Here is a 20,696-nt window from a genome sequence, read left to right as displayed (position 1 = left end):
TAGAAAATAAAACTATCTGAGTAAAGTGAGTTTTTTATTTTCCATTTGTTTTAAGCTACGATAGCGTAGTGCTAAGCTTTTTGCATACAATTCCCCTCTTAAAAGGGATACTATCTTGATAGTGGGGTGTCGCTGCCATGAAAAAGTATGTAACTATAACTTACGCACTAAGTAGCAAAACTATCTTAAACTTATTAGACTTTTTTTAACTTAACTTATAATATATCACTAAAATTAGATCAACTTTCTCATCTATGATAACCTTAGAAATCTGTATAGATAACTATCAATCAATTATTAATGCTCAAAAATCTGGTGCAAATAGATTAGAACTATGCTCTGCACTTGGAGTTGAAGGACTTACACCCTCTCCTAGCTTGGTTAACTTTGCTAAAGAAAATTTCACAGGTTCATTACAGGCTATGGTTCGCCATCGTGTAGGTGATTTTTATTATGATGAGATAGATCAGCAAATTATGCTCGATGATCTAAAAATAATGCTTGAACTAAATGTAGATGGAATTGTAATTGGTGCTTTAACTAAAGAAAATAAAATTGATAAAAAATTCTTAGAACCATTTATTGAACTTACAAAACAAGCTGGTAAAGAACTAACTTTTCATAGAGCAATTGATTTAACAACAGATATATATATAGCTACTCAAGAAATCATCAATCTAGGCTTTGATAGGATTCTAACATCAGGAACAGCTACTAATGTAATAACTGGTTTAGAAACTATAAGATCACTACAAGAAAAGTTTGGGAGCCAAATCCAAATCATGCCTGGTGGTGGAATTAACTCAAATAATGTAAAAGAAATACTCGAAACTACAAAAGTAACAAATATTCACTGCTCTGCTTCTAAGAAAATTTTGCGAGACGCTAACTCTATAGCTTTCCCAACTTCTGCTTTAGAGATCAAGGTTAGCCAGATTGATGAAATGATTGCGATAAAATCAAATCTTAATAATTAAACTTAAATTATATCCTAAACACTCTTAACAGATACTGATAGTCTATATTTCAGCATAAATATCATTAATACTCCAAATATAGAAACTATCATACCTGCAACCACACTACTTGAGTATGAGAAACCATAAGCAATTGGTAAACCACCAGCAAAGGCACCTATTGCATTAGCAATATTGAAACCTGCAATACTTAGAGTAGAACCCAACATTTCAGACCCTTTGAACACTTCTATTATCAAAGTTTGAACAGCAGGAACTAACGCAAATGCAAAGAACCCTAATCCAAAGCTTATAACTATTGCAAAGAATTTAAAGTTAGCACTTAAGTACATCAATAATAGCGCTAATACAAGACCAACTAAAGTAACAACTGTAGCATTCATTGCACCAAATCTATCAGTTAATTTACCACCATATAGGTTCCCAAAAAACATTCCTAACCCAGCTAAGAATAATATGTACGGGATAGTTGTATTTGAAAGCTGTGTTACATTTATCATTAATGGAGATATATAGCTATACCATGCAAATAATCCGGCAAAACCTAAAGAAACTACACCTAATGCTAGCCAGCTATTAGATTTTAATAATATATGTTTATCTGATGTACTAGTAGATTGCTCAGATTTTTCTGGCTCAAGATTTGGAATAAACAACAATACTGTAATAACTGTCATAATGCCTATCAAAGCAACTATCACAAATGCTATTTGCCATCCTACCATCAGTGCTAAAGATGTTGTCAAAGGAATCCCCAGAAGATTAGCTACAGTTAATCCAGCAAACATCAAAGCTATAGCTTGTGATTCTTTACCTCGATCAGCTATACGCATAGCAACTACAGAACCAACACCAAAAAACGCGCCATGAGGTAAACCTGATAAGAATCTCGTAATCATTAAAAACTCATAATTTGTCGCAAATATTGATAAACCATTAAATAATGCAAGCATAATACTTATCACTATAAGTAACTTTTTAGGACTATATCTTGATGAGAAAAATATTAATAACGGTGCTCCAACAACCACACCTAATGCATATATACTTATTAAGTGCCCAGCTTCTGGAATACTCACATTAAAATACCCTGCTACCTGAGGAAGTATTCCCATCATAATAAATTCTGTCATCCCTATCGCAAGGCCACCTAGCATTAGTGGAATTAAACCTTTTTTCATAATCTTTTCCTTATAAATTTAAACTTTCATTGCTTGACACCGATTATACTTTTAAGTTTTTAAATGATAATATACAAAAATAGCAAATGACTTTTTATAAAAACTAAAAAATGAAAATGTTATATGAGCTCAAACTATTTGTAGCTGTGATTAACTACGCTAACTTATCTGCTGCTGGACGAGAATTTTATTTATCTCCAGCTAGTATTAGTAATAAAATTAATGCCCTCGAAGAGTATTATCAAACCAAGCTTTTAATAAGAACTACGAGAAAGATTGAGCCTACTAAAGCAGGAGAAAAGCTTTATACTACTGCTATTAAATTATTAGAGCAACTAGAGAACCTCGAAGAAGATATTCAAAATAATGAAAACTCCGCAGAAGGTGTTATTAAAATAACGATTCCTTTTGACTTAGGTAAGCAGATAATCCTACCAATTCTAGATCAGTTCAAAGAAAAAAATCCCAACATACAATACGATATAAATCTCTCTGATGATGTAATCTCTTATAACCAGTTTCCTTTTGATATAGCAATTAGATATGGCAATTTACCAGATAGTAACTTTATTGCAAAAAAGCTTGTCGATAACTATAGAATGTTATGTGCTAGCCCTGAATACCTAAAAAAGATGAATATATCTAATATCAATGATATTAAGGTATTAGAAAACTGTGATTTCATAACATTAAAAATAAACTCTAACACAATCAAAAAATGGTACTTAATTGATCAGAAAAATAACAAACATGAAGTTAACATAAAGCCATCTTACATAGTTAATAATGGTTATATAAGTAGACAAATGTGTCTCAGTGGAAACGGTATTAGTGAAAAATCATACTGGGATGTTAAGCAAGATTTAGAATCAGGAAGATTGATACAGGTTTTACCAAAATATAGAGTGACCCTAAACAAAAATGATAAGCCTGAAAATATGATAAGCATAGTATATCCTTCTAAACTTTTTCAACCGTATAGAATAAGAGTACTGAGTGAATTTATAGTAGATAGCTTTTCAAAACTCAAAAGTTAGAAAGATTATTCAAACTTAGATATAATCTTGACTAACAAAAGCTAATTTCTTATATTAATGATAAAAAATATATTCTTTGACCTAGACGGTACTCTAGTAAATACTATAGGTGATCTAACAGTTGCTACAAATACTATGCGTCAGCATTTTGGACTTAAACCAGTATCTGAAGATGTTTTGGCTAAAATTATTGGTAAAGGCTATCCTACTACCGTCAGAAAAGTACTAGGATTAGATTTTACTGATAAAGATTATATTGAATCTATAGCTGTTGAAGGTGTCAAAATTGTTAGCCAAACATACAAGAATTTAAATAGTGCAAATAGCAAGATATATCCAAATGTTATTGAGACATTAGGGTTCTTGAAGCAACAAGGTATCAAAATGGCTGTCGTAACTAACAAGCATGAAGAAGATGCTATTCAATCCCTAACTCACTTAGGTTTGATTGATTATTTTAAACTTATAGTTGGTGGTGATACAACCCCTAGTTATAAACCTAACTCAGAACCATTACTTTTTGCTATGGATAAACTAAATGCTAGAGCAGAAGAAAGCCTAATGGTTGGCGATTCTTTAAATGATTTTTTATGTGCTAAAGAGGCAAATGTAAAAACTATAATAGTGGGTTATGGTTATCATAACGGTGTTAATCTAGAATCCCTAGATAGCTTTGCTTATATTGATGATTTTGCAGAAATTAAAAACCTTGTCAAAGAAATAAACGCGTATTAGTGATTAGTAGTTTCAAAAACAAATAGAAAATATACATCTTAAGAAAGTAATTTCAAAATTTCACTTGAACAAGCACTATGCTATAATTTTGCCACAATCGTATTTTGAAGAACTTTTAAAAATGGCAAATCATCATAAACTAATAATTTTAGGATCTGGTCCTGCTGGATATACTGCAGCAATATATGCAGCTCGTGCAAACTTAAAACCAGTGATAATCACAGGTATGCAGCCAGGAGGTCAACTTACAACTACTACAGATGTAGACAACTGGCCTGGTGAGCCTGATGGTATCATGGGTCCTGAGCTGATGGATAAGTTACAAAAACAAGCAGAAAGGTTTGAAACGCAAATAATCTATGACTCTATTAATGCTGTAGATCTACAAAATAAACCTTTTAAGCTAGTTGGTGAAGTTGAACAATATACATGTGATGCTCTAATTATAGCAACTGGTGCTACTGCTAAATACCTAGGATTAGAATCAGAAGAAAAATTTATGGGTAAAGGTGTCTCTGCTTGTGCTACTTGTGATGGCTTCTTTTATAAAAATAAAGATGTTGCCGTAGTTGGTGGTGGAAACACTGCTGTTGAAGAGGCTTTATTCTTATCAAATATTGCTAAGTCTGTAACGCTAATACATCGTAGAGATACTTTGAGATCTGAAAAAATCCTTATCGATAAGCTTATGGAAAAGGCAGAAAACGGCAATATAAATATCATTTGGGATACTACATTAGAAGAGGTTCTTGGTGATGATATGGGCGTTAATGCTCTACGCCTTAAAAATGTCAAAACTAACGAAGAATCTAAGATTGATGTTATGGGGGTATTTATTGCTATTGGTCATACACCAAATACTAGTATTTTTGCTGGGCAGCTTGAGATGGAAAATGGTTATATTAAAGTTAAATCGGGACTAACTGGTGATGCTACACAGACAAATATCGAAGGGGTATTTGCTGCTGGAGATGTAGCAGACCATATTTATAAACAAGCAGTTACTTCAGCTGGTACTGGTTGTATGGCTGCATTAGATGCAGAAAAATATTTAGATAATCTAGGTCAATAAAATATCATTTCACTATATAAATTAAATATTAGCTATAGCATAATGTTCAATTAAGAAGATTTTATTTAGAATATAAAGTATGACAGTTTATTTAGCCTAAAATAATGTCTACTTATCTTCGTATTCAAATATTTATTGTTGCCTTGTTTTTTACTATGGTTTCGGCTTTTTTGCAAATAGCACCTAGTGTTAATGGTGATTTTATAATGGAAAGAATTAATATTAGCGAAGATTTATTTGTCAAATTATCAACACTATATTTTTTATCATATGCTTTATTACAAGTTCCTTATGGATATCTTATAGATTCAAAAGGTTTTGAAAAGATATTACCTTCTTGTATATTTGTTGTTTTAATAGGATCTCTCATATATTGGCGTTGTGATAACCACATTTTTATAGGTATTGGTCGAATAATTATTGGGGCAGGATGTGCAAGCTCATATATACTAGTAATATTCATAGCTACTACATATTTTAAGAAATCTATAATTCCTCTACTCATAAGCGTAGGGGAGATATCAGTAGGACTTGGTGACTATTTTGCAGGAAATATTTATTTATATACATTTAAATACTTAGGTTGGCATATGTCTAATCTAATTACAATAACTATGATTTCTTTGCTATTTTTTTACTCTGTATTTTTAGTTAGAAAATTATATAAAATAAAAGTCACTCTACCTGCAGCTAATATAATAAAAGTATCTTTTAAAGAAATTATTCATCATATAATCAGATTAGTGCAAAAACCCACAAATATAGCAATATTTATATACTCTTTCCTTACTTGGGGAATTATTATGACTTTTGCTAGATATTGGGGTAAAAATTATTATATAAATATGCATAGCTACAGCAAAGAATATGCATTATCAATACAGGAAATATATTGGATAAGTTTTTTGGTTGCTGTTCTTATAGTTGGGGCATGTACAAATATTATACAGCAAGCTAAGAAATATATAATTATATTAACATTAATTGGTGTCATAGCTCATTTAATATTTATCATACCGATTTTATTCAGCTATCCTATGATTATACTTATAACTATTCTATGTGGTATTTCAGGCTCTGGTATTACTCTGGGATTTTTTATCATACAATATCTTAATAGCCAAGATAAAGGATTAATAATATCTATTAATAATTTATTTGTAGTATTAGGCGCAATGGCTGGACAAATAATCTTCTCATTTCTGATCTCATATGATTTCAATAAGATTTTTAAATTATCAAACAATATTAATTCATATTTCTATAGTGGTATTGTAATGCTTTTGATATGGTCTATATTAGCATTATTAGCTGCAGTTTTTATAATTCGCGGTATATCAGTTTATCAAAAGAATCACTATAATAATCCTTAATATTTCTTATACTTTATTTAGTGCTCAAATTTAAGATTTTTTAAACCTTTAGATATTGGCCACAAAGTACTCAAAGCTAATATTGCTAGGATGTAGAACCACTTATTACTAGGCAATGGATATAGATAATTAATTACAAAAAATATTAGATAAATAAACATCACCACTAAGCCTGACAAGCCATAACAAATACCCTGAATCTTACCTTGTAATTTTATCGGAGTATTTTTCTGAGCTATCGTAACAATTATTACCCATGCAGATATAAATATACCAGCAGCTAAATAATATAAGCTTGCAAAAAATACACTCTCATTTAGTCCTAATAATAAATACATCAATGCTGATATAATCATTGAAAAAACTAAAGTCTGTTTAGGTGATATTTTCTCTATCATGTATGGCAGTAAAATATTTCCAGCTATAAAGCCTACTGAAAATGCTACTTCAATTAAACCAAACTCTAATGGAGAAGCTTTAAGAATATTTTTTGCATATGGAGAAATAAATACCGGAGCAATCATATACAAACATGTCATACCAATTTGAGCTAAATAACACCAGTATAGTGCTTTATTTTGGTTAAGAAAACTAATTACTTCTTGCCAATTTTTTAAAAAACCTACTGTTGTATTTTTGACATTTCTTCTTGGAACAATCTTAAAGCTAGATAACATTGCTAGTAAGCTTCCTATCAACATTACCATCAAGATCTCATGCATATCAAGATATGCAACCAGAACTCCTCCTAAAGACATTCCTATGACTATACCAAACTCAAATAGTCCATCAACAGTACTATTTGCATAGAGCAAAACATCATCACTAGCGAATAACTCGCGCGACATTATCATCATTGCCGGCATAAAAAATGCTAAAATAATCCCCCACCCAATGGTAAATAAATACACCAGACCAAGAGAGTCTAGATTACCTAAAAATATAAATGCTAAAAGTAATAAAACTCTAGAAATATTAACTAAAATTATGATTATCCTTCTAGGTACAAGATCAGCAAAATAACCTGTAAGTGGTGATAACAAAACCGCAAATATCCACCAAGTAAACATAAATAGCATAATTACTTCTATACTATTTCGTAAAGATAATAAATGCCAACTTATAGAAATATACGCAATGCCGACAACAACAGCATTACAAATTATCATTATACAAGCATAACTAAAAGCACTATTACTAAATAGTCTACTTCTAGCTTTAAAATAACTAAGCATATTTAAAAACCTATCTCATTTTAACCATTTAATTTCAGATGATGACTATGTTGATTATTGAAAATAGAGATATTGATATATTTACAATGATTCTACACCAAGTATATTTTATAAAGCAAGTTGAAAGTTTATCAACTAGCAAACAGATTACTATTTAAGTACGGATGACAACATTTTATAGAGGGTTACCTTCCTCTCAAAAAGAAACTATCTAGTTGAGCAAAATTAAGCTTCACCCAAGTAGGTCGCCCATGATTGCACTGCCCTGAATTCTCTACTGTCTCCATTTGTCTAAGTAAATGATTCATCTCTGGGATACTTAACTTATCATTTGCTCGTACAGCTGCGTGACAAGATACTGTAGCTAAAATATGGTTTAAATAAAATTCGACACTCTTTGTCTTACCAGAAGATACCAACTCTGTAGCTACATTTGATATTAAATCTTGAATATCTTTATTTTTGACATATATTGGTGTTGCTCTAACAAGTATTGCATCATCAGCGACTATAGATATCTCAAAACCTAATTTCTCAAAGATCTCTAGATTTTCTTCTATAGTTGCAACTATATTACTAGATAGCTGGCAAGTTAGTGGTACTAATAGATTCTGCTTAAATTTATCAGTATCTGCATGCCAAGTTTTTTTCATCTCTTCATAAAGTATTCTTTCATGTGCTGCGTGCATATCTACAAGCACAACACCATCCTCAACTTGTGAGAGAATATATATACCGTGGATTTGGCAAATAGCCTGTCCTAAGCCACTAGATTTTGACTGTTCTGAAATGTTAATCTGATTTTGTTGAATAGTTTGTTTTTCAAAATATTTATTAAATAAATTAACACTCGTATCACTCTCTGCTTCATCTTGAATATTAATATCCAAACTCATATTACCAATATTAAGTGGATTATTATTACTAGTTTGTCGTTCTTGGCTGGTTACTTGTTGATCACTAGATATTTTTATATCCGCATTAGTAGTTATAGCCTTATTAATGGTGCCAAATAGAAAATCATAGATGAATTTCTGGTTTCTAAAACGTACTTCACTTTTTGCCGGATGAACATTTACATCAACCTCACGATAATCAATATTAAGGTAAAGTAAAAATGCTGGATAGCGGTTGCCATACATCACATCTTTATAGGCATTTTTTATAGCATGACTAACAATTTTGTCTTTAATTATACGTCCATTAATATAGAAACTCTGCATATCAGGACGAGCTCGATTAAATCTTGGACTAGCTACCCATCCCCATAGATGCGCATCATCAACTTGTTTATCTACATAAATAGCATTTTCAATAAACTCACGACTATATAAATCTAAAACACGATTATATTTAAGTTGTACATCTTCTGCTAATAGTAGATCTTTGACTTCTTTACCATTATGAATAAGCTTAAAAGCTATACCAAAATAGCAAAGCATATATTTCTTAAGTAAATCATAGATATGTAAAAACTCAGTATTATCTTTTTTAAGAAACTTGCGTCGTGCAGGAGTATTATAGAAAAGCTCACTAACTTCAATTGTTGTACCTGTAACATGCGCAGCAGGTACAACTTCTCTAGTATAATTATTGATTTGCCAAGCGTCTTTGGCATCTTGATATTTAGAGATAATCTTTAACTTAGCCACTGAAGCAATACTTGCTAAGGCCTCACCACGAAAACCCATACTAGCCACTGCTTCAAGTTCATCCAAGGTATAGACCTTACTTGTTGCATGAGCTGCTAAAGCTAGTTTCAAATCTTGTTGCGCTATTCCTTTACCATTATCTCTAATTCTAATCAGTGACTTACCACCCTCTTGAATTTCAATTGTTATTTGAGTTGCTCCAGCATCAATCGAGTTCTCGATAAGTTCTTTGACTACTGAAGATGGTCTTTCGATAACTTCACCAGCGGCTATCTGGTTAGCTAAACTCTCAGGTAAAATTTTTATTTGACGATAGTTATGTTGTTGTGGTTGCATATTTTGTTATAAAGGATCTTTTACAAAGTTTCTGGTGGCACATTCTTTAAATAACTTTTTATTGTTAACCTTACCGTTTTTATCCTCATAAGTATAGACATTATCAGCTGTCAATCCGCATAGCTTTTTTATCTTTTGAGCTTGATCCGCAGATATTCTTTGCCAATGCTCACTCTTACCTAAAAAGCCCCAATAAGCTCTTACATATATCTTTTTACCATACTCTACTGTACGAGCTTTTACATGATAGTACTTACCATCATGAGGATTCAAAACAGCTCCATCTGTATACATTGGCCCCTTACCCTTAGCAGGATCACCATTATCAGTTTTTTTAGCATTCCAAACAAATTCTAAACCTTGATATTTATCTTTGCCACTCGAATAATCATAAAGATTACCATAAGCATCGCCTTTTCCACACTTTTCACAGTAAATAATTGGTTCATGAATTACACCATCATCAACATTTGATAGCGGCACATAAACTTCAGCATTTAAATTACCATTTTGATTTTCATATGCATGAATTACCGCGATATTTGTTTTTGTGACATTATCGCGCTGCAACCAGTAGCCAGTAGCATAAAGACCTTGCCAATCTTCTTCTGTATAAGCAAAAGAAAATACAAAAACAGCAACAATTATAACAATTAAATTACGCAACATTATTAAAGATTATTTAGATTAAGTTTTAGAATAAAGTATAAAGAAAATTTGTAATTATACAAACTAATTAGACTGGACTTTTAACTCCAAACTGAGCAACTGGGTAATTAGTACAAGTAGCAGTGACTTTTGCATCACTATTAGTATACTGACCATCAGCAGTTACACCGCAATCTGCTTTGACTTTTTCATAGTCAGCTTTTGTTATTCTCTTCCAATGCGCAGATTTACTACCTAACTCTTTACCCCAAACAATATAAGCAGCTTTGGCAAACATAGTATCTCCACCATCTTGAACTTGAGCCTCTGAGGCATAAACCTTACCATCATTTGGATTTATTACTCCACCATTTTTATATATATCACTCTTTTGGTTAGCAACAGCTGTCCCAGCTTCTGGTTGCATATTACCTGCAAACACAAAACCTTCTAGAGGAGCATTTTCACCTCTGTAATTAAAACCATTATAAGAACCATTAGAGCAATTATAGCAAGTAGTTCTTGGCTTAGTAGGCTTACCAGAAGAGTCAACATACATTAATGGCACTACGATTTCCATCTGTAATGTACCTTTTTTACCATACTTATCATTCTTAGCAAAATATGTGTGAATAATCCCTTCAGGCATACCACGACCAGCATCGTTATCCTCATCAAACTGCACCCAATAGCCTTCTGGTGATAGTCTATCTGCTGAGCTGGACTTATCAGCTTCTGCTGCAAAAGACATTGTTGTAGTTCCAAAAATTGCGATTGCTATCGAAACTAAGATTTTTGATTTTTTCATTACATCTCCTTTTTTTAAAAATATATTTTTTTTGTTTAACTTCTCGATAGTAACAAAGAAGAGATTTTTATTCAAATATACTTAATATTATTATTAACAATTTTATAAATGAAGCTTATAATCTAAATTAATAACAAATAACTTTTCTATATTTTTTGCAAGCAAGAATCATAACAAATTTTGGTGGTAATATTTGTGTAAAGCTCACCTCTGGTGAGAAAATTTCGGCATTACAACGTAGTCACTTAAAGGGCGAACTTACAGTTGGCGATAATGTCGAAATAGAATACACAAATTCTACCTATGTAATTACTAAACTACTTGATAGAAAAAATCTAATTTCTCGTCCAAATCAATACCAACGTAAGAATAAAAATATTGCTGCAAATATTGATAATGCTGTAATAATTATTACACACTCTCCAGCACCAGTTGAGCACTATATTGATAGATATCTAGCTGCATTACATAATAGTAATATTGAACCTGTCTTAGTTATTAACAAAATTGATAATCAAACAGAAGAAGATAAACAATATATTCGAAACTTAGCAAATGTTTATCAACAAATTGGCTATAAAATTTTTTATATCTCTGCACAAAACAATATAGGAATTGATAGCCTTCTTGAAGAACTTAAAGACAAAACATCTATATTCTTAGGTCAATCAGGTGTTGGCAAGTCTGAAACATTAAATACAATATTAGGTGAAAAAATCACTGCAACAACTGCTGTATCAGATTCTACCAAAAAAGGACGTCATACTACTACATGCTCTACTTTATATGAGATAGATGATACCACTAGTATAATTGACTCTCCTGGCATCAGAGAATTTGGACTTTGGCATATCACAAAAGAAGAGCTTTTTGATGGTTTCTTAGATTTCAAAAAATATAAAGGGATGTGCCAATTCAGAAATTGCTCGCATGAAGAGGGATCTAAAGGTTGTCAAATTGTCGAGCAAGTTAAACAAGGGCATATCAACCCCGTTAGATTTAAAAATTATCATAGAATATTAGCAGAAATTAAAAATAAGTGATCTCATAAAAATAATTTTTCATCGCAATCAAATAGAAGTATTAAACTAATGCTATAAATCCTAAAAAATAAAGCAAGTTTATTTTTATTAAATGGAAGCATTTTGCAATTTTATGAAAATCTAAACTTCTACTTTTCAACTAAAATTTATTTTGCTATTCTGCTTACAACTTTTTAGCTGTAGAGATTTAAGTAATATTAAGGAAATATCAAAATGACTGCAAAAAAGAAGCTATTAATAGGAACTGTAATTCTATCTAGTGCAGCTATCTTAGGTAGTTGTGGTAAGAGTGAAACCGACACTCAGCTACGCATAGTAGATCAATGTAATACTGCCAATGATTTATGTAAGTTTGAGCTAACTAATGCTGTAGTATCACGTTATACTAACTTATTAGGCAAGACAATCGAAAGGGTTGAAAGCCAAACTCCACTACAAGATATCCAAGGAACGATTACATGGAATACACCAGCAGGCGCTACACTAGCTACTAATACAGATGTAGTAACTCAGCTTGGTTCAGGTTGTCAGAATGATAGCTGTACTGCAAATGCCAACCCAACAGCATTTAATTTACAAGTTGGTAGTAACTCTATAAGTGTATCAGGTACTATCACTGTTAATGGTAAAACAGTTGATTTAGCTTCTACTGTCCCACCAGTAACTGTGGGATACAATCCAAGTTGCTGATAGCCATGTGTTCCAATCTGGAACCCTTCCAGCTGGTCTCACGATAGGAGATTTAGTCACCAACCTTAATACAAACGCTAGAGATGCGCACGGAACATTCTCAGAAGAAAATGGCGCCCTCAAAATAACGTGCGAAACAGGTTATGAATGGATCGACAACCAAGATCCTCCTTTCGGAGGTTCTACAACAGCTTCGTCTTCTCGCAGCGTGGCTATGTCGTCTTGGTTAAGAGAAACCAATTCCTGGATTAATGATGCTCAACCGAATTTTAGCTTTACTCAGAATGGAATTTCTAATAGTGTTTCCTATACTTGGATCGCCGGCTGCTGGCAAAAATAGTCCAGCACAGGTCATCACATGATTATATCTATGCAAACTTTCTACTAATTTATAAATCCTTTTTGATTGTGTATAAACTTCTTTCTAATTCAAATAGGTGAATATGATTATGTAACCTACCCTATATGCTTGTTGATGTTTATCTGTGATTTGGTTTTCATTATCGTTTGAATATAACTTCATAAATTCAGAGATTTTGATTTGAGAAGTTCTGTTATAACCAATCTACAATAAACACTTGATTTTATTGAGGCTTATAGTATTTTGGTGTGAATTCTATGCCATATTTAACATTTATCCACATTCTACTAATAAAACTCTGCATCTCTGCATCATGAATATTAAGTACATACATCTTTTTAATCATCTCATCAGTAGGCCTAATATTCGTATCCTTAAATATATCATCTAGGTATTTTTCATTATGCGTAACGGCATTTGGCTGATACAAATAATTACTATTTTGTGCTGATACATATGGATCTATAATATAGTTCATCAAAGCATAAGCTTTATCTAAATCTTTAGCGCCTTTTGGTATCATTAGCATATCAAACCAAATATTAGTACCCTCTTCAGGGATAACATACGCAAGTGTAACATCAGGGTTTACTGACTTAGCTCTTTCAACAGATCGAACTACATCTCCAGAATAACCCATAACTAAACAAAGATTACCAGCAGTGAAATCATTTTGATATTTATTACTATCAAAATATTTGATATATGGACGCACATTTTTAATAATATCTAAAGCTGCTTTTTCATACTCGGCCTTGCTATTTGTATTTGGATCAATTCCATGATAGAAAAAATAATTTCCAAATATTTGCTCAGGTTCATCAAGTAATGAAACTCCACATGGAGCTATTTGTTTAAGATATTTTTTATCAAAAACATATTTCCAGCTATTAGGAACCACACCTTTACCTAATCTTTGCTCTATTTCTTGTTTGTTATACGCCAAACCAGTTGTTCCATAACTATACACTACAGCATAGTTATTACCTGGATCATTTATCTGTGAAACTTTATCATAAATTACTTTATTACGATATTTTAGATTTGGTAATTTTGACTTATCTAATTTGACAAGAGCATTAGATGCGATTTCACTATTTAAATATAACGCACCTTGCTCAATTAAATCAAAACCAGATGATCCTGTCATAATTTTCGCACGAGTCATATTATCATCAGAGGTATAGATATACTTAACTCTAGTATTAGATAGTTCTGAAAAACATGGTACTATATCCGGAGATATATAATCTGCCCAGTTAGTAAAATTTAATTGAGTTCTAGTTTGTGTAGCAGTGATAGGACTTTTAAGAATTTTATTATCACAAATATATGACTCATCTTTTGAATATGCTAAGTTAAACAAACTAACTAGCAGGCCAATAATAAAAACCTTTCGTTTCATAAAAGTAACACACACTCTAGTTGTTATAAAATTCCTTTAAGTATATACTAAAGCGTGGTATTGAAGAAATAAAAAGTAAAATAATGGAACAAATTGTTAGCAGTAAAAAATTTGGTCTTATCAGACTAATAATGATAAATATTATCGCCGTTGATAGCTTAAGAAATATTTCCATCACAGCTCAAGCAGGCTGGATCGTTATAACTTTTTATATTCTAGCTGGAATTTTCTTTTTAATCCCATGTGCGCTACTAACTGCAGAAATGTCTACTGGCTCCTCACAAGAGAATGGTGGTATATACATCTGGGTTAAAAAGGCATTTGGTAAAAGACTGGGATTTTTAGTTATCTGGTTGCAGTGGGTTTATAACTTAGTTTGGTTTCCATCGATTTGTGGATTCTTTGCTGGAGTTATTGCGTATGTCATAGCACCTTTGACAGGACAAGATGCTAATCACTTAGTCGCTAATCCTTGGTATATGATATCAATGAGTTTAGTAATGTTTTGGAGTGCTACGGCAATTAACTTATTTGGTATCAAAACATCAAGTACAGTAAGTACACTTGGTGCTATTATTGGTACACTTTTGCCGATGTTTATTATTATCATAATAGCGATCATATGGTCGATGTCGCATGCTAATGAGATTATTGCGCCAAAAATTTCAGACTTTATCCCATCAGGAAATAATATTAGCAGCTGGGCTTTATTTATAACTGTGATGTTTAGTCTTTTTGGTTTAGAAATGAGTGCTATACATGCAGCAAATGTTAAAAATGCTAAGAAAAATTTCCCTCGCGCCCTACTAATTTCAGGTTCTGTAATATTAGGATCTTTGATTTTATCGAATATTGCGGTAATATTAGTAAGTAGCCAATTACAAATTGGCGATGTTGATATCGTTACAGGTCTAATGGTTTCTTTCCACTATTTCTTTAGTCAGATTAATATGCCATGGATGACTTATATAATCGCAGTAACACTGATATTTGGTGCATTTACAACAACATCAGCTTGGATTATGGGATTATCTAGAGCTTTTATGGTTGTTAGTAATGACAACATCTTGCCACAAGTATTTGGTAGAACTAATAAAAATGATGCTCCTGATACTATGCTTATTACTCAAGCACTTGTTTTTACAGTATTTTGCTTCTCATATATTTTTATGCCATCAGTAAATGAAGCATACTGGTATCTTAGTGATTTAACTGCACAGTTAGCGGTTATAGCGTATATCTTGATGTTTATCACTGCTGTAAAACTAAAAATTAGCTCACCACTTGAAGAAGGTCAATACGAAATATGTAAGGGCTCTTTTGGAACTATTTTAATGGCATTACTAGGTTGTTTTGGCTGTTTAGTAGCGATAATTGTCGGATTTATTCCTATAGATAATATGGCAATGTCAGTTTTTAATTTTGACATAATGCTTATTGTAGGAATTGTTATTACACTAATTATTCCAGCAGTTATAACCATTAAAAAATAAATCTTAATTATCTCTAAAAACTTTGACACTCTAAAAATATTCAAATATTGTGTAAAACTGTTACAATATCAGCACTTTAATTAATAATTTTTTTATATTAAATGATTTTAAAAACTATAAAAGATTGGTACCAAAACAGATATCAAAATAATGAACCAATAGTATTTGTTGGTTTAATGTTGTTTTTCTATTTAGTTTTAACTTTTTTAGGTGATTATATAGCTCCAATATTAGCTGCACTAGTCATTGCGTATTTACTTGACACTCTTGTAAACATTTTACAAAAATTTACCAAGCTTAAGCGTATAGTTTTAGTATATATTGTTTATATTTTATTTTTGATAGCACTTCTATCACTAATATTTGTATTATTACCTATTATTATTAATCAGCTTATTGATTTTGTGAAACAAGCTTCACACATACTGTCAACCTTAAAAACTAGTTTAGAGGAACTATCTGTAAAATATCCTACAATTCTTACAGAAGATCGTATTAACTCTATCGTAAGCTGGTTTGATAGTATTGACTGGAAAAAAATTAGTTCAAATGTTGGTTCTTTTATTTTACAAAATACTGCAACAACATTACCAGTTTTATTTTCTGTACTAATTTACCTATTTCTAGTGCCATTAATGGTTTTTTATTTTCTCAAAGATAAAGAAAAAATGATTAATTGGTTTAAATCATTCTTACCAGAAGAAAATGGTGCTTTATATTATGTTTGGAATGATCTAAAACCAAAACTAGCTGACTATGTAAGAGGAAAGGCAATCGAGCTTATTATTGTTTCTACTCTTACTTATGTTGGTTTTGCTTACTTTAATCTAAACTATGCTGTCCTTTTAGCTGTTGGCGTTGGCTTATCGGTAATAATTCCTTATGTTGGTATGGTGATTATTACTATTCCAGTTATAATGGTAGGAATTTTGCAGTTTGGCTTAAATGGTACTTTTGTATCAATGTTGATAGTGTTTTTTGTAATTCAAGCACTTGATGGAAATCTGCTCGTACCTCTACTTTTCTCAGAAGTTCTAGATATGCATCCTGTCGGTGTTGTTTCAGCAATTCTTATATTTGGGGGAATATGGGGACTATGGGGAATATTCTTTGCAATACCACTAGGCCTACTATTTATATCAGGGGTGAATATGCTTAGAAATCATCTTAAAGGTAAAAAAACTCAGAGTGATATAAATCTATGCTAATCAAACAAAAAAAAATTGATAACAACATATTTAGCTCTCTACTAGCCAACGGCTATGATTCTTTTACAGCAAAAATAATCTCAGCTAGAGTACGTGAAATAGATAGTATTGAGCTAATATTAAATGGTTCAATCAAAGATTTATCTTCACCATTTTTATTCAAAGATATTGAAAAAGCGCTAGAAAGGCTTTATCAAGCACTACAAAATAATGAAGTTATTGGATTAGAAACTGATCATGACTGCGACGGTCAAACTTCACATGCAATTCTATATGAAGCTTTAACCAAAATATTTAACTATCCAAAACAAAAAATCCGTTCATATATTGGTCATAGGTTACAGGAAGGCTATGGTTTGTCAGAATCGCTAATGAATAGAATTCTTACAGATAAAATAAGACCAAGTTTAATTATAACAGCTGATAATGGTTCTACAGATGAACCACGAATTGCCATTCTTAAACAAAATGGTATAGATACAATTGTGACTGATCATCATGCTATTCCACCCGAAGGTGCGCCTAAAAGTGCTATAGCGGTACTTAATCCTAATCAACAAGGCTGTAACTATCCTGATAAAGCTATCGCTGGTTGTATGGTTGCTTGGCTTTTTATGGCTGCACTACGTAGAAAATATTTACAAAACAACAAAGCAATATCTCAAACATATGGTTTAAGTAATCTGTTAGATTTTGTTGCTATTGGTACAGTAGCTGATTGTGTAAGTATGGCAACTAGTCATAATAATCGTATTGTAACAAAATTTGGTATCGAGCAATTAAAAAATAACCAACGCTTATGTTGGGACTTTGTAGATAAAGACAAACTATCAAGTGAATATATTGGTTTTAGTATTGCACCAATTCTAAACAGTGATGGTAGAGTTTCTGATGCTTTAGGTTCTGTTAGCTTTTTACTTGAGGAAGATGAGCACAAAATAGAAAATATCTTTGATAACCTCAAACAACAAAATAACCAACGTAAAGAAATCCAAAAAAAACTTACTCAAGAAGCGATAGCTCAAGCATATCATTTAAATCAACAAAAAAAATCTTTATGTATACTTCTAGAGGATGGTCATTCTGGAATTCATGGTATATCAGCAAGTAGAATTAAAGAAATGTTCGGTAAACCAGTAATTATCTTCTCACAAACGCAACATGACTCAACTTTGATATCTGGATCCGCACGAAGCATAGACAATATTCATATCAAAACTATCCTAGATAATATAGCTGTTAAAGAACCACAACTAATCATCAAATATGGTGGTCATAAAGGTGCCGCAGGATTAACAATAAGAAAATCCAATTTTGATAAGTTCTATCAATTATTTGAAGATGAAATAACTGATATTGTCACTAAACAAAATATAATTCTCGAACCTATAATAGAATATGATTTTGAGCTTGAGGAGCATCACTTTGAATTAGAGACTTTAGATAAAATAGATGCTCTAGAACCCTTTGGTAGAGAATTTGAAAAACCTTTGTTTTGTAATGAATTTATGCTTGAAAATTTACGCTTAGTTGGTAAAGATAAAAATCATGCTCAGCTAGTATTACGCTATAAGAATATATCATCAATTAAAGCAATATGGTTTAATGCCACTGATAATAATAAAATGCTAGAACAGCTAGTTATCGGTGACTCTATAAGAACCTGCTATGAGTTACAAAAAGAAGAATTCTTAGGACAGGTAAATTTATCACTTAATATTAAAACGATCGAAAAATGAAAAATCATCACTACATAAAAACACAACTTAACGAGTATATAGATGATATAAAAGTTGAATATTTTCCAACTATAGACTCAACAAATGATTATTTATTAGCGACAAATTTGACAAATACATATCATTTTTGTTATGTGGACAAGCAAACAAAAGGTCGTGGTCGTCGTGGCGATAAATGGATTTCTGAAGATAAAGATAATATCTACTCAACATTAGCATTTCATTGTGATTTTGCAATCACAAATGATTTACTTAAAAGTGTTAAAATAGCTCTAGGTGTCTTAGAAACTATCAAAAAATATACACCGAAAAATCTACAACAATATCTAAAAATAAAACTACCAAATGATATTTATTTTCAAGACCAAAAACTTGCTGGGATACTGATAGAAACTAAAAATATCAAAAAAGATAGTTTTGATATCATTATAGGAGTAGGTATCAATGTCAATATGACAAGTACTAATCAAAATATTGATCGTGAGTGGACATCTTTATCAAACATAAATAATCAACAATTAAATTCTTCTGAAATTATAGTTGATTTAGTTAAAAGTATTATTGATAGCTTTGATATGAGTGATGCCTCCACACTAACACAATTAACTAGTTATGATTATATTTTAGATAAGAGAATTACTTTTAACTATGCAGATCAAAGTTATCATGGTATTGCCAAAGGTATTTCTAAAGACCTTAAACTAAAAATCATAGATACAAATAATAACTATTGTGAATTTGAACTAGCTAATATTAATAAAATTAGAGTTATAAAATGAGTTTAGAAAATATTAAAAAACGCGCTGAATACCTTGCAAAGATTCGTAATTTTTTCAAAGATCTAGATGTGCTAGAAGTAGATACTCCGTTAGCTTATGATTATGCCGTTACTGATCCATTTATAGATGTATTTAGTATAAACACAATAGCTGGGAAAAGATATTTACAAAGCTCTCCAGAATATGCAATGAAAAGATTACTTGCAGCTGGTAGTGGTAGTATTTATCAAATTTGTAAAGCTTTTCGTGATGAGCCTTGTGGTAAGTTGCACAATCATGAATTCACAATGATAGAATGGTATCGTGTTGGTATAGATTACTATCAACTAATGCGGGAAATGCAAAAATTATTTGCTATGCTCAAAGCAAATTTAGAGTTTATATATTTAAGCTATCAAGAAGTATTTGAAAAATACTATAATATTAATCCACATGATACTTGTTTAGCTGAACTACAAGCACTAGTTAGAGAAAATGTTGGTGAGATTCAAGGCTTAAAAAATCCGACTATAGCAGATTGCTTAGATATTCTTTTTAGCTATAAAATTGAAAAAAACCTCAATCAACAAAATACTATTTATTTTATCTATGACTACACAATTCACCAATCAGCCTTAGCTAGAAAAATTAAAGATAAAAACAGTCAATTAGTTGCCGCAAGATTTGAAGTTTTTTGTAATGGTATAGAACTAGCAAATGGATATTATGAACTTATAGATAAAAAAGAGCAATTAAAGCGCTTTGAGAGTGATCTTGTAACGAGAAAACAACAACAAAAGGTTCTTTTAGATATTGACACTAAACTTCTAGAGTGTTTGGAAAATATTCCTGAATGTTCTGGAGTTGCTTTAGGATTTGATAGACTACTTATGAGTTTAGAAGGTATTGGCAATATAAAAAATCTAACTATCTTAGATTAAATTG

17 protein-coding genes and 1 pseudogene are annotated in these 20,696 nt (G+C 31.3%); 12 read left to right on the top strand and 6 right to left on the bottom strand.

Going from position 1 to position 20,696, the window contains the following annotated elements; genetic code table 11:
- Positions 1–254 precede the first annotated feature (254 nt).
- Entirely contained in the window at positions 255–977 is a 723-nt protein-coding gene (locus tag FSC454_RS02640) for a copper homeostasis protein CutC (protein ID WP_066044959.1), read from the top strand.
- Between the two features lie 14 nt (positions 978–991).
- Here the strand turns inward: FSC454_RS02640 and FSC454_RS02635 are convergent, their stop codons facing one another.
- Positions 992–2,158, bottom strand: coding sequence for an MFS transporter (locus FSC454_RS02635; protein WP_066044957.1), 1,167 nt, complete (start codon positions 2,156–2,158; stop codon positions 992–994).
- Between the two features lie 110 nt (positions 2,159–2,268).
- Between FSC454_RS02635 and FSC454_RS02630 the strand changes: the two genes are divergently transcribed.
- From FSC454_RS02630 to FSC454_RS02615, 4 genes are all read left to right on the top strand, one after another.
- Positions 2,269–3,195 (top strand): LysR family transcriptional regulator, encoded by a 927-nt coding sequence (locus FSC454_RS02630; RefSeq protein WP_066044955.1) that lies wholly within the window; start codon positions 2,269–2,271, stop codon positions 3,193–3,195.
- A 57-nt stretch (positions 3,196–3,252) separates the two neighbouring features.
- Positions 3,253–3,930, top strand: coding sequence for an HAD-IA family hydrolase (locus tag FSC454_RS02625; protein WP_066044953.1), 678 nt, complete (start codon positions 3,253–3,255; stop codon positions 3,928–3,930).
- A gap of 121 nt (positions 3,931–4,051) precedes the next feature.
- Positions 4,052–5,002, top strand: a complete 951-nt coding sequence (gene trxB, locus FSC454_RS02620) for a thioredoxin-disulfide reductase (protein ID WP_066044951.1) — start codon at positions 4,052–4,054, stop codon at positions 5,000–5,002.
- 104 nt (positions 5,003–5,106) lie between these two features.
- Positions 5,107–6,375 carry an MFS transporter gene (locus FSC454_RS02615; protein ID WP_071794764.1) on the top strand — a complete coding sequence of 423 codons (1,269 nt, stop codon included), beginning with the start codon at positions 5,107–5,109 and terminating at the stop codon, positions 6,373–6,375.
- A 17-nt stretch (positions 6,376–6,392) separates the two neighbouring features.
- Here FSC454_RS02615 and FSC454_RS02610 read toward each other — a convergent pair whose 3' ends face one another.
- The 4 genes from FSC454_RS02610 to FSC454_RS02595 all read right to left on the bottom strand — a co-directional run bounded on the left by FSC454_RS02610 (position 6,393) and on the right by FSC454_RS02595 (position 11,054).
- Positions 6,393–7,610, bottom strand: coding sequence for an MFS transporter (locus FSC454_RS02610; RefSeq protein WP_066044893.1), 1,218 nt, complete (start codon positions 7,608–7,610; stop codon positions 6,393–6,395).
- Positions 7,611–7,795: 185 nt separating this feature from the next.
- Complete coding sequence (gene mutL / locus FSC454_RS02605; RefSeq protein WP_066044892.1) at positions 7,796–9,598, bottom strand: DNA mismatch repair endonuclease MutL; 1,803 nt, start codon at positions 9,596–9,598, stop codon at positions 7,796–7,798.
- 6 nt (positions 9,599–9,604) lie between these two features.
- On the bottom strand, positions 9,605–10,267 hold the full coding sequence (locus tag FSC454_RS02600; RefSeq protein WP_066044891.1) for a DUF2147 domain-containing protein: 663 nt from the start codon (positions 10,265–10,267) through the stop codon (positions 9,605–9,607).
- 67 nt (positions 10,268–10,334) lie between these two features.
- Positions 10,335–11,054 carry a DUF2147 domain-containing protein gene (locus tag FSC454_RS02595; RefSeq protein WP_066044889.1) on the bottom strand — a complete coding sequence of 240 codons (720 nt, stop codon included), beginning with the start codon at positions 11,052–11,054 and terminating at the stop codon, positions 10,335–10,337.
- 155 nt (positions 11,055–11,209) lie between these two features.
- On the opposite strand from FSC454_RS02595, the gene rsgA reads away from it, so the two are divergent.
- Positions 11,210–12,097 (top strand): ribosome small subunit-dependent GTPase A, encoded by an 888-nt coding sequence (gene rsgA / locus FSC454_RS02590; protein ID WP_066044887.1) that lies wholly within the window; start codon positions 11,210–11,212, stop codon positions 12,095–12,097.
- A gap of 213 nt (positions 12,098–12,310) precedes the next feature.
- Positions 12,311–13,127: pseudogene (locus FSC454_RS02585) on the top strand (DUF3281 family protein).
- Positions 13,128–13,371: 244 nt separating this feature from the next.
- Here FSC454_RS02585 and FSC454_RS02580 read toward each other — a convergent pair.
- Entirely contained in the window at positions 13,372–14,553 is a 1,182-nt protein-coding gene (locus tag FSC454_RS02580; RefSeq protein ID WP_066044885.1) for a polyamine ABC transporter substrate-binding protein, read from the bottom strand.
- A gap of 83 nt (positions 14,554–14,636) precedes the next feature.
- On the opposite strand from FSC454_RS02580, the gene gadC reads away from it, so the two are divergent.
- The 5 genes from gadC to epmA all read left to right on the top strand — a co-directional run bounded on the left by gadC (position 14,637) and on the right by epmA (position 20,692).
- The gene (gene gadC, locus FSC454_RS02575) at positions 14,637–16,046 is read left to right on the top strand and encodes a glutamate transporter GadC (protein ID WP_066044883.1); all 1,410 of its coding nucleotides are present in this window, start codon (positions 14,637–14,639) and stop codon (positions 16,044–16,046) included.
- A 101-nt stretch (positions 16,047–16,147) separates the two neighbouring features.
- Positions 16,148–17,254: an AI-2E family transporter gene (locus FSC454_RS02570; protein ID WP_066044881.1), complete on the top strand. Its 1,107-nt coding sequence runs from the start codon at positions 16,148–16,150 to the stop codon at positions 17,252–17,254.
- The gene (gene recJ, locus FSC454_RS02565) at positions 17,248–18,993 is read left to right on the top strand and encodes a single-stranded-DNA-specific exonuclease RecJ (RefSeq protein ID WP_066044880.1); all 1,746 of its coding nucleotides are present in this window, start codon (positions 17,248–17,250) and stop codon (positions 18,991–18,993) included. Before FSC454_RS02570 ends, recJ begins: the two co-directional genes overlap by 7 nt.
- On the top strand, positions 18,990–19,772 hold the full coding sequence (locus FSC454_RS02560; RefSeq protein WP_066044879.1) for a biotin--[acetyl-CoA-carboxylase] ligase: 783 nt from the start codon (positions 18,990–18,992) through the stop codon (positions 19,770–19,772). The genes recJ and FSC454_RS02560 overlap by 4 nt, the downstream gene beginning before the upstream one ends.
- Positions 19,769–20,692, top strand: a complete 924-nt coding sequence (gene epmA / locus FSC454_RS02555; protein WP_066044877.1) for an EF-P lysine aminoacylase EpmA — start codon at positions 19,769–19,771, stop codon at positions 20,690–20,692. Before FSC454_RS02560 ends, epmA begins: the two co-directional genes overlap by 4 nt.
- Positions 20,693–20,696: the final 4 nt, after the last annotated feature.

The organism is Francisella hispaniensis FSC454, from assembly GCF_001885235.1.
Classification (GTDB): Bacteria; Pseudomonadota; Gammaproteobacteria; order Francisellales; family Francisellaceae; genus Francisella; species Francisella hispaniensis.
This window is presented reverse-complemented; position numbering and strand designations above follow the sequence as displayed.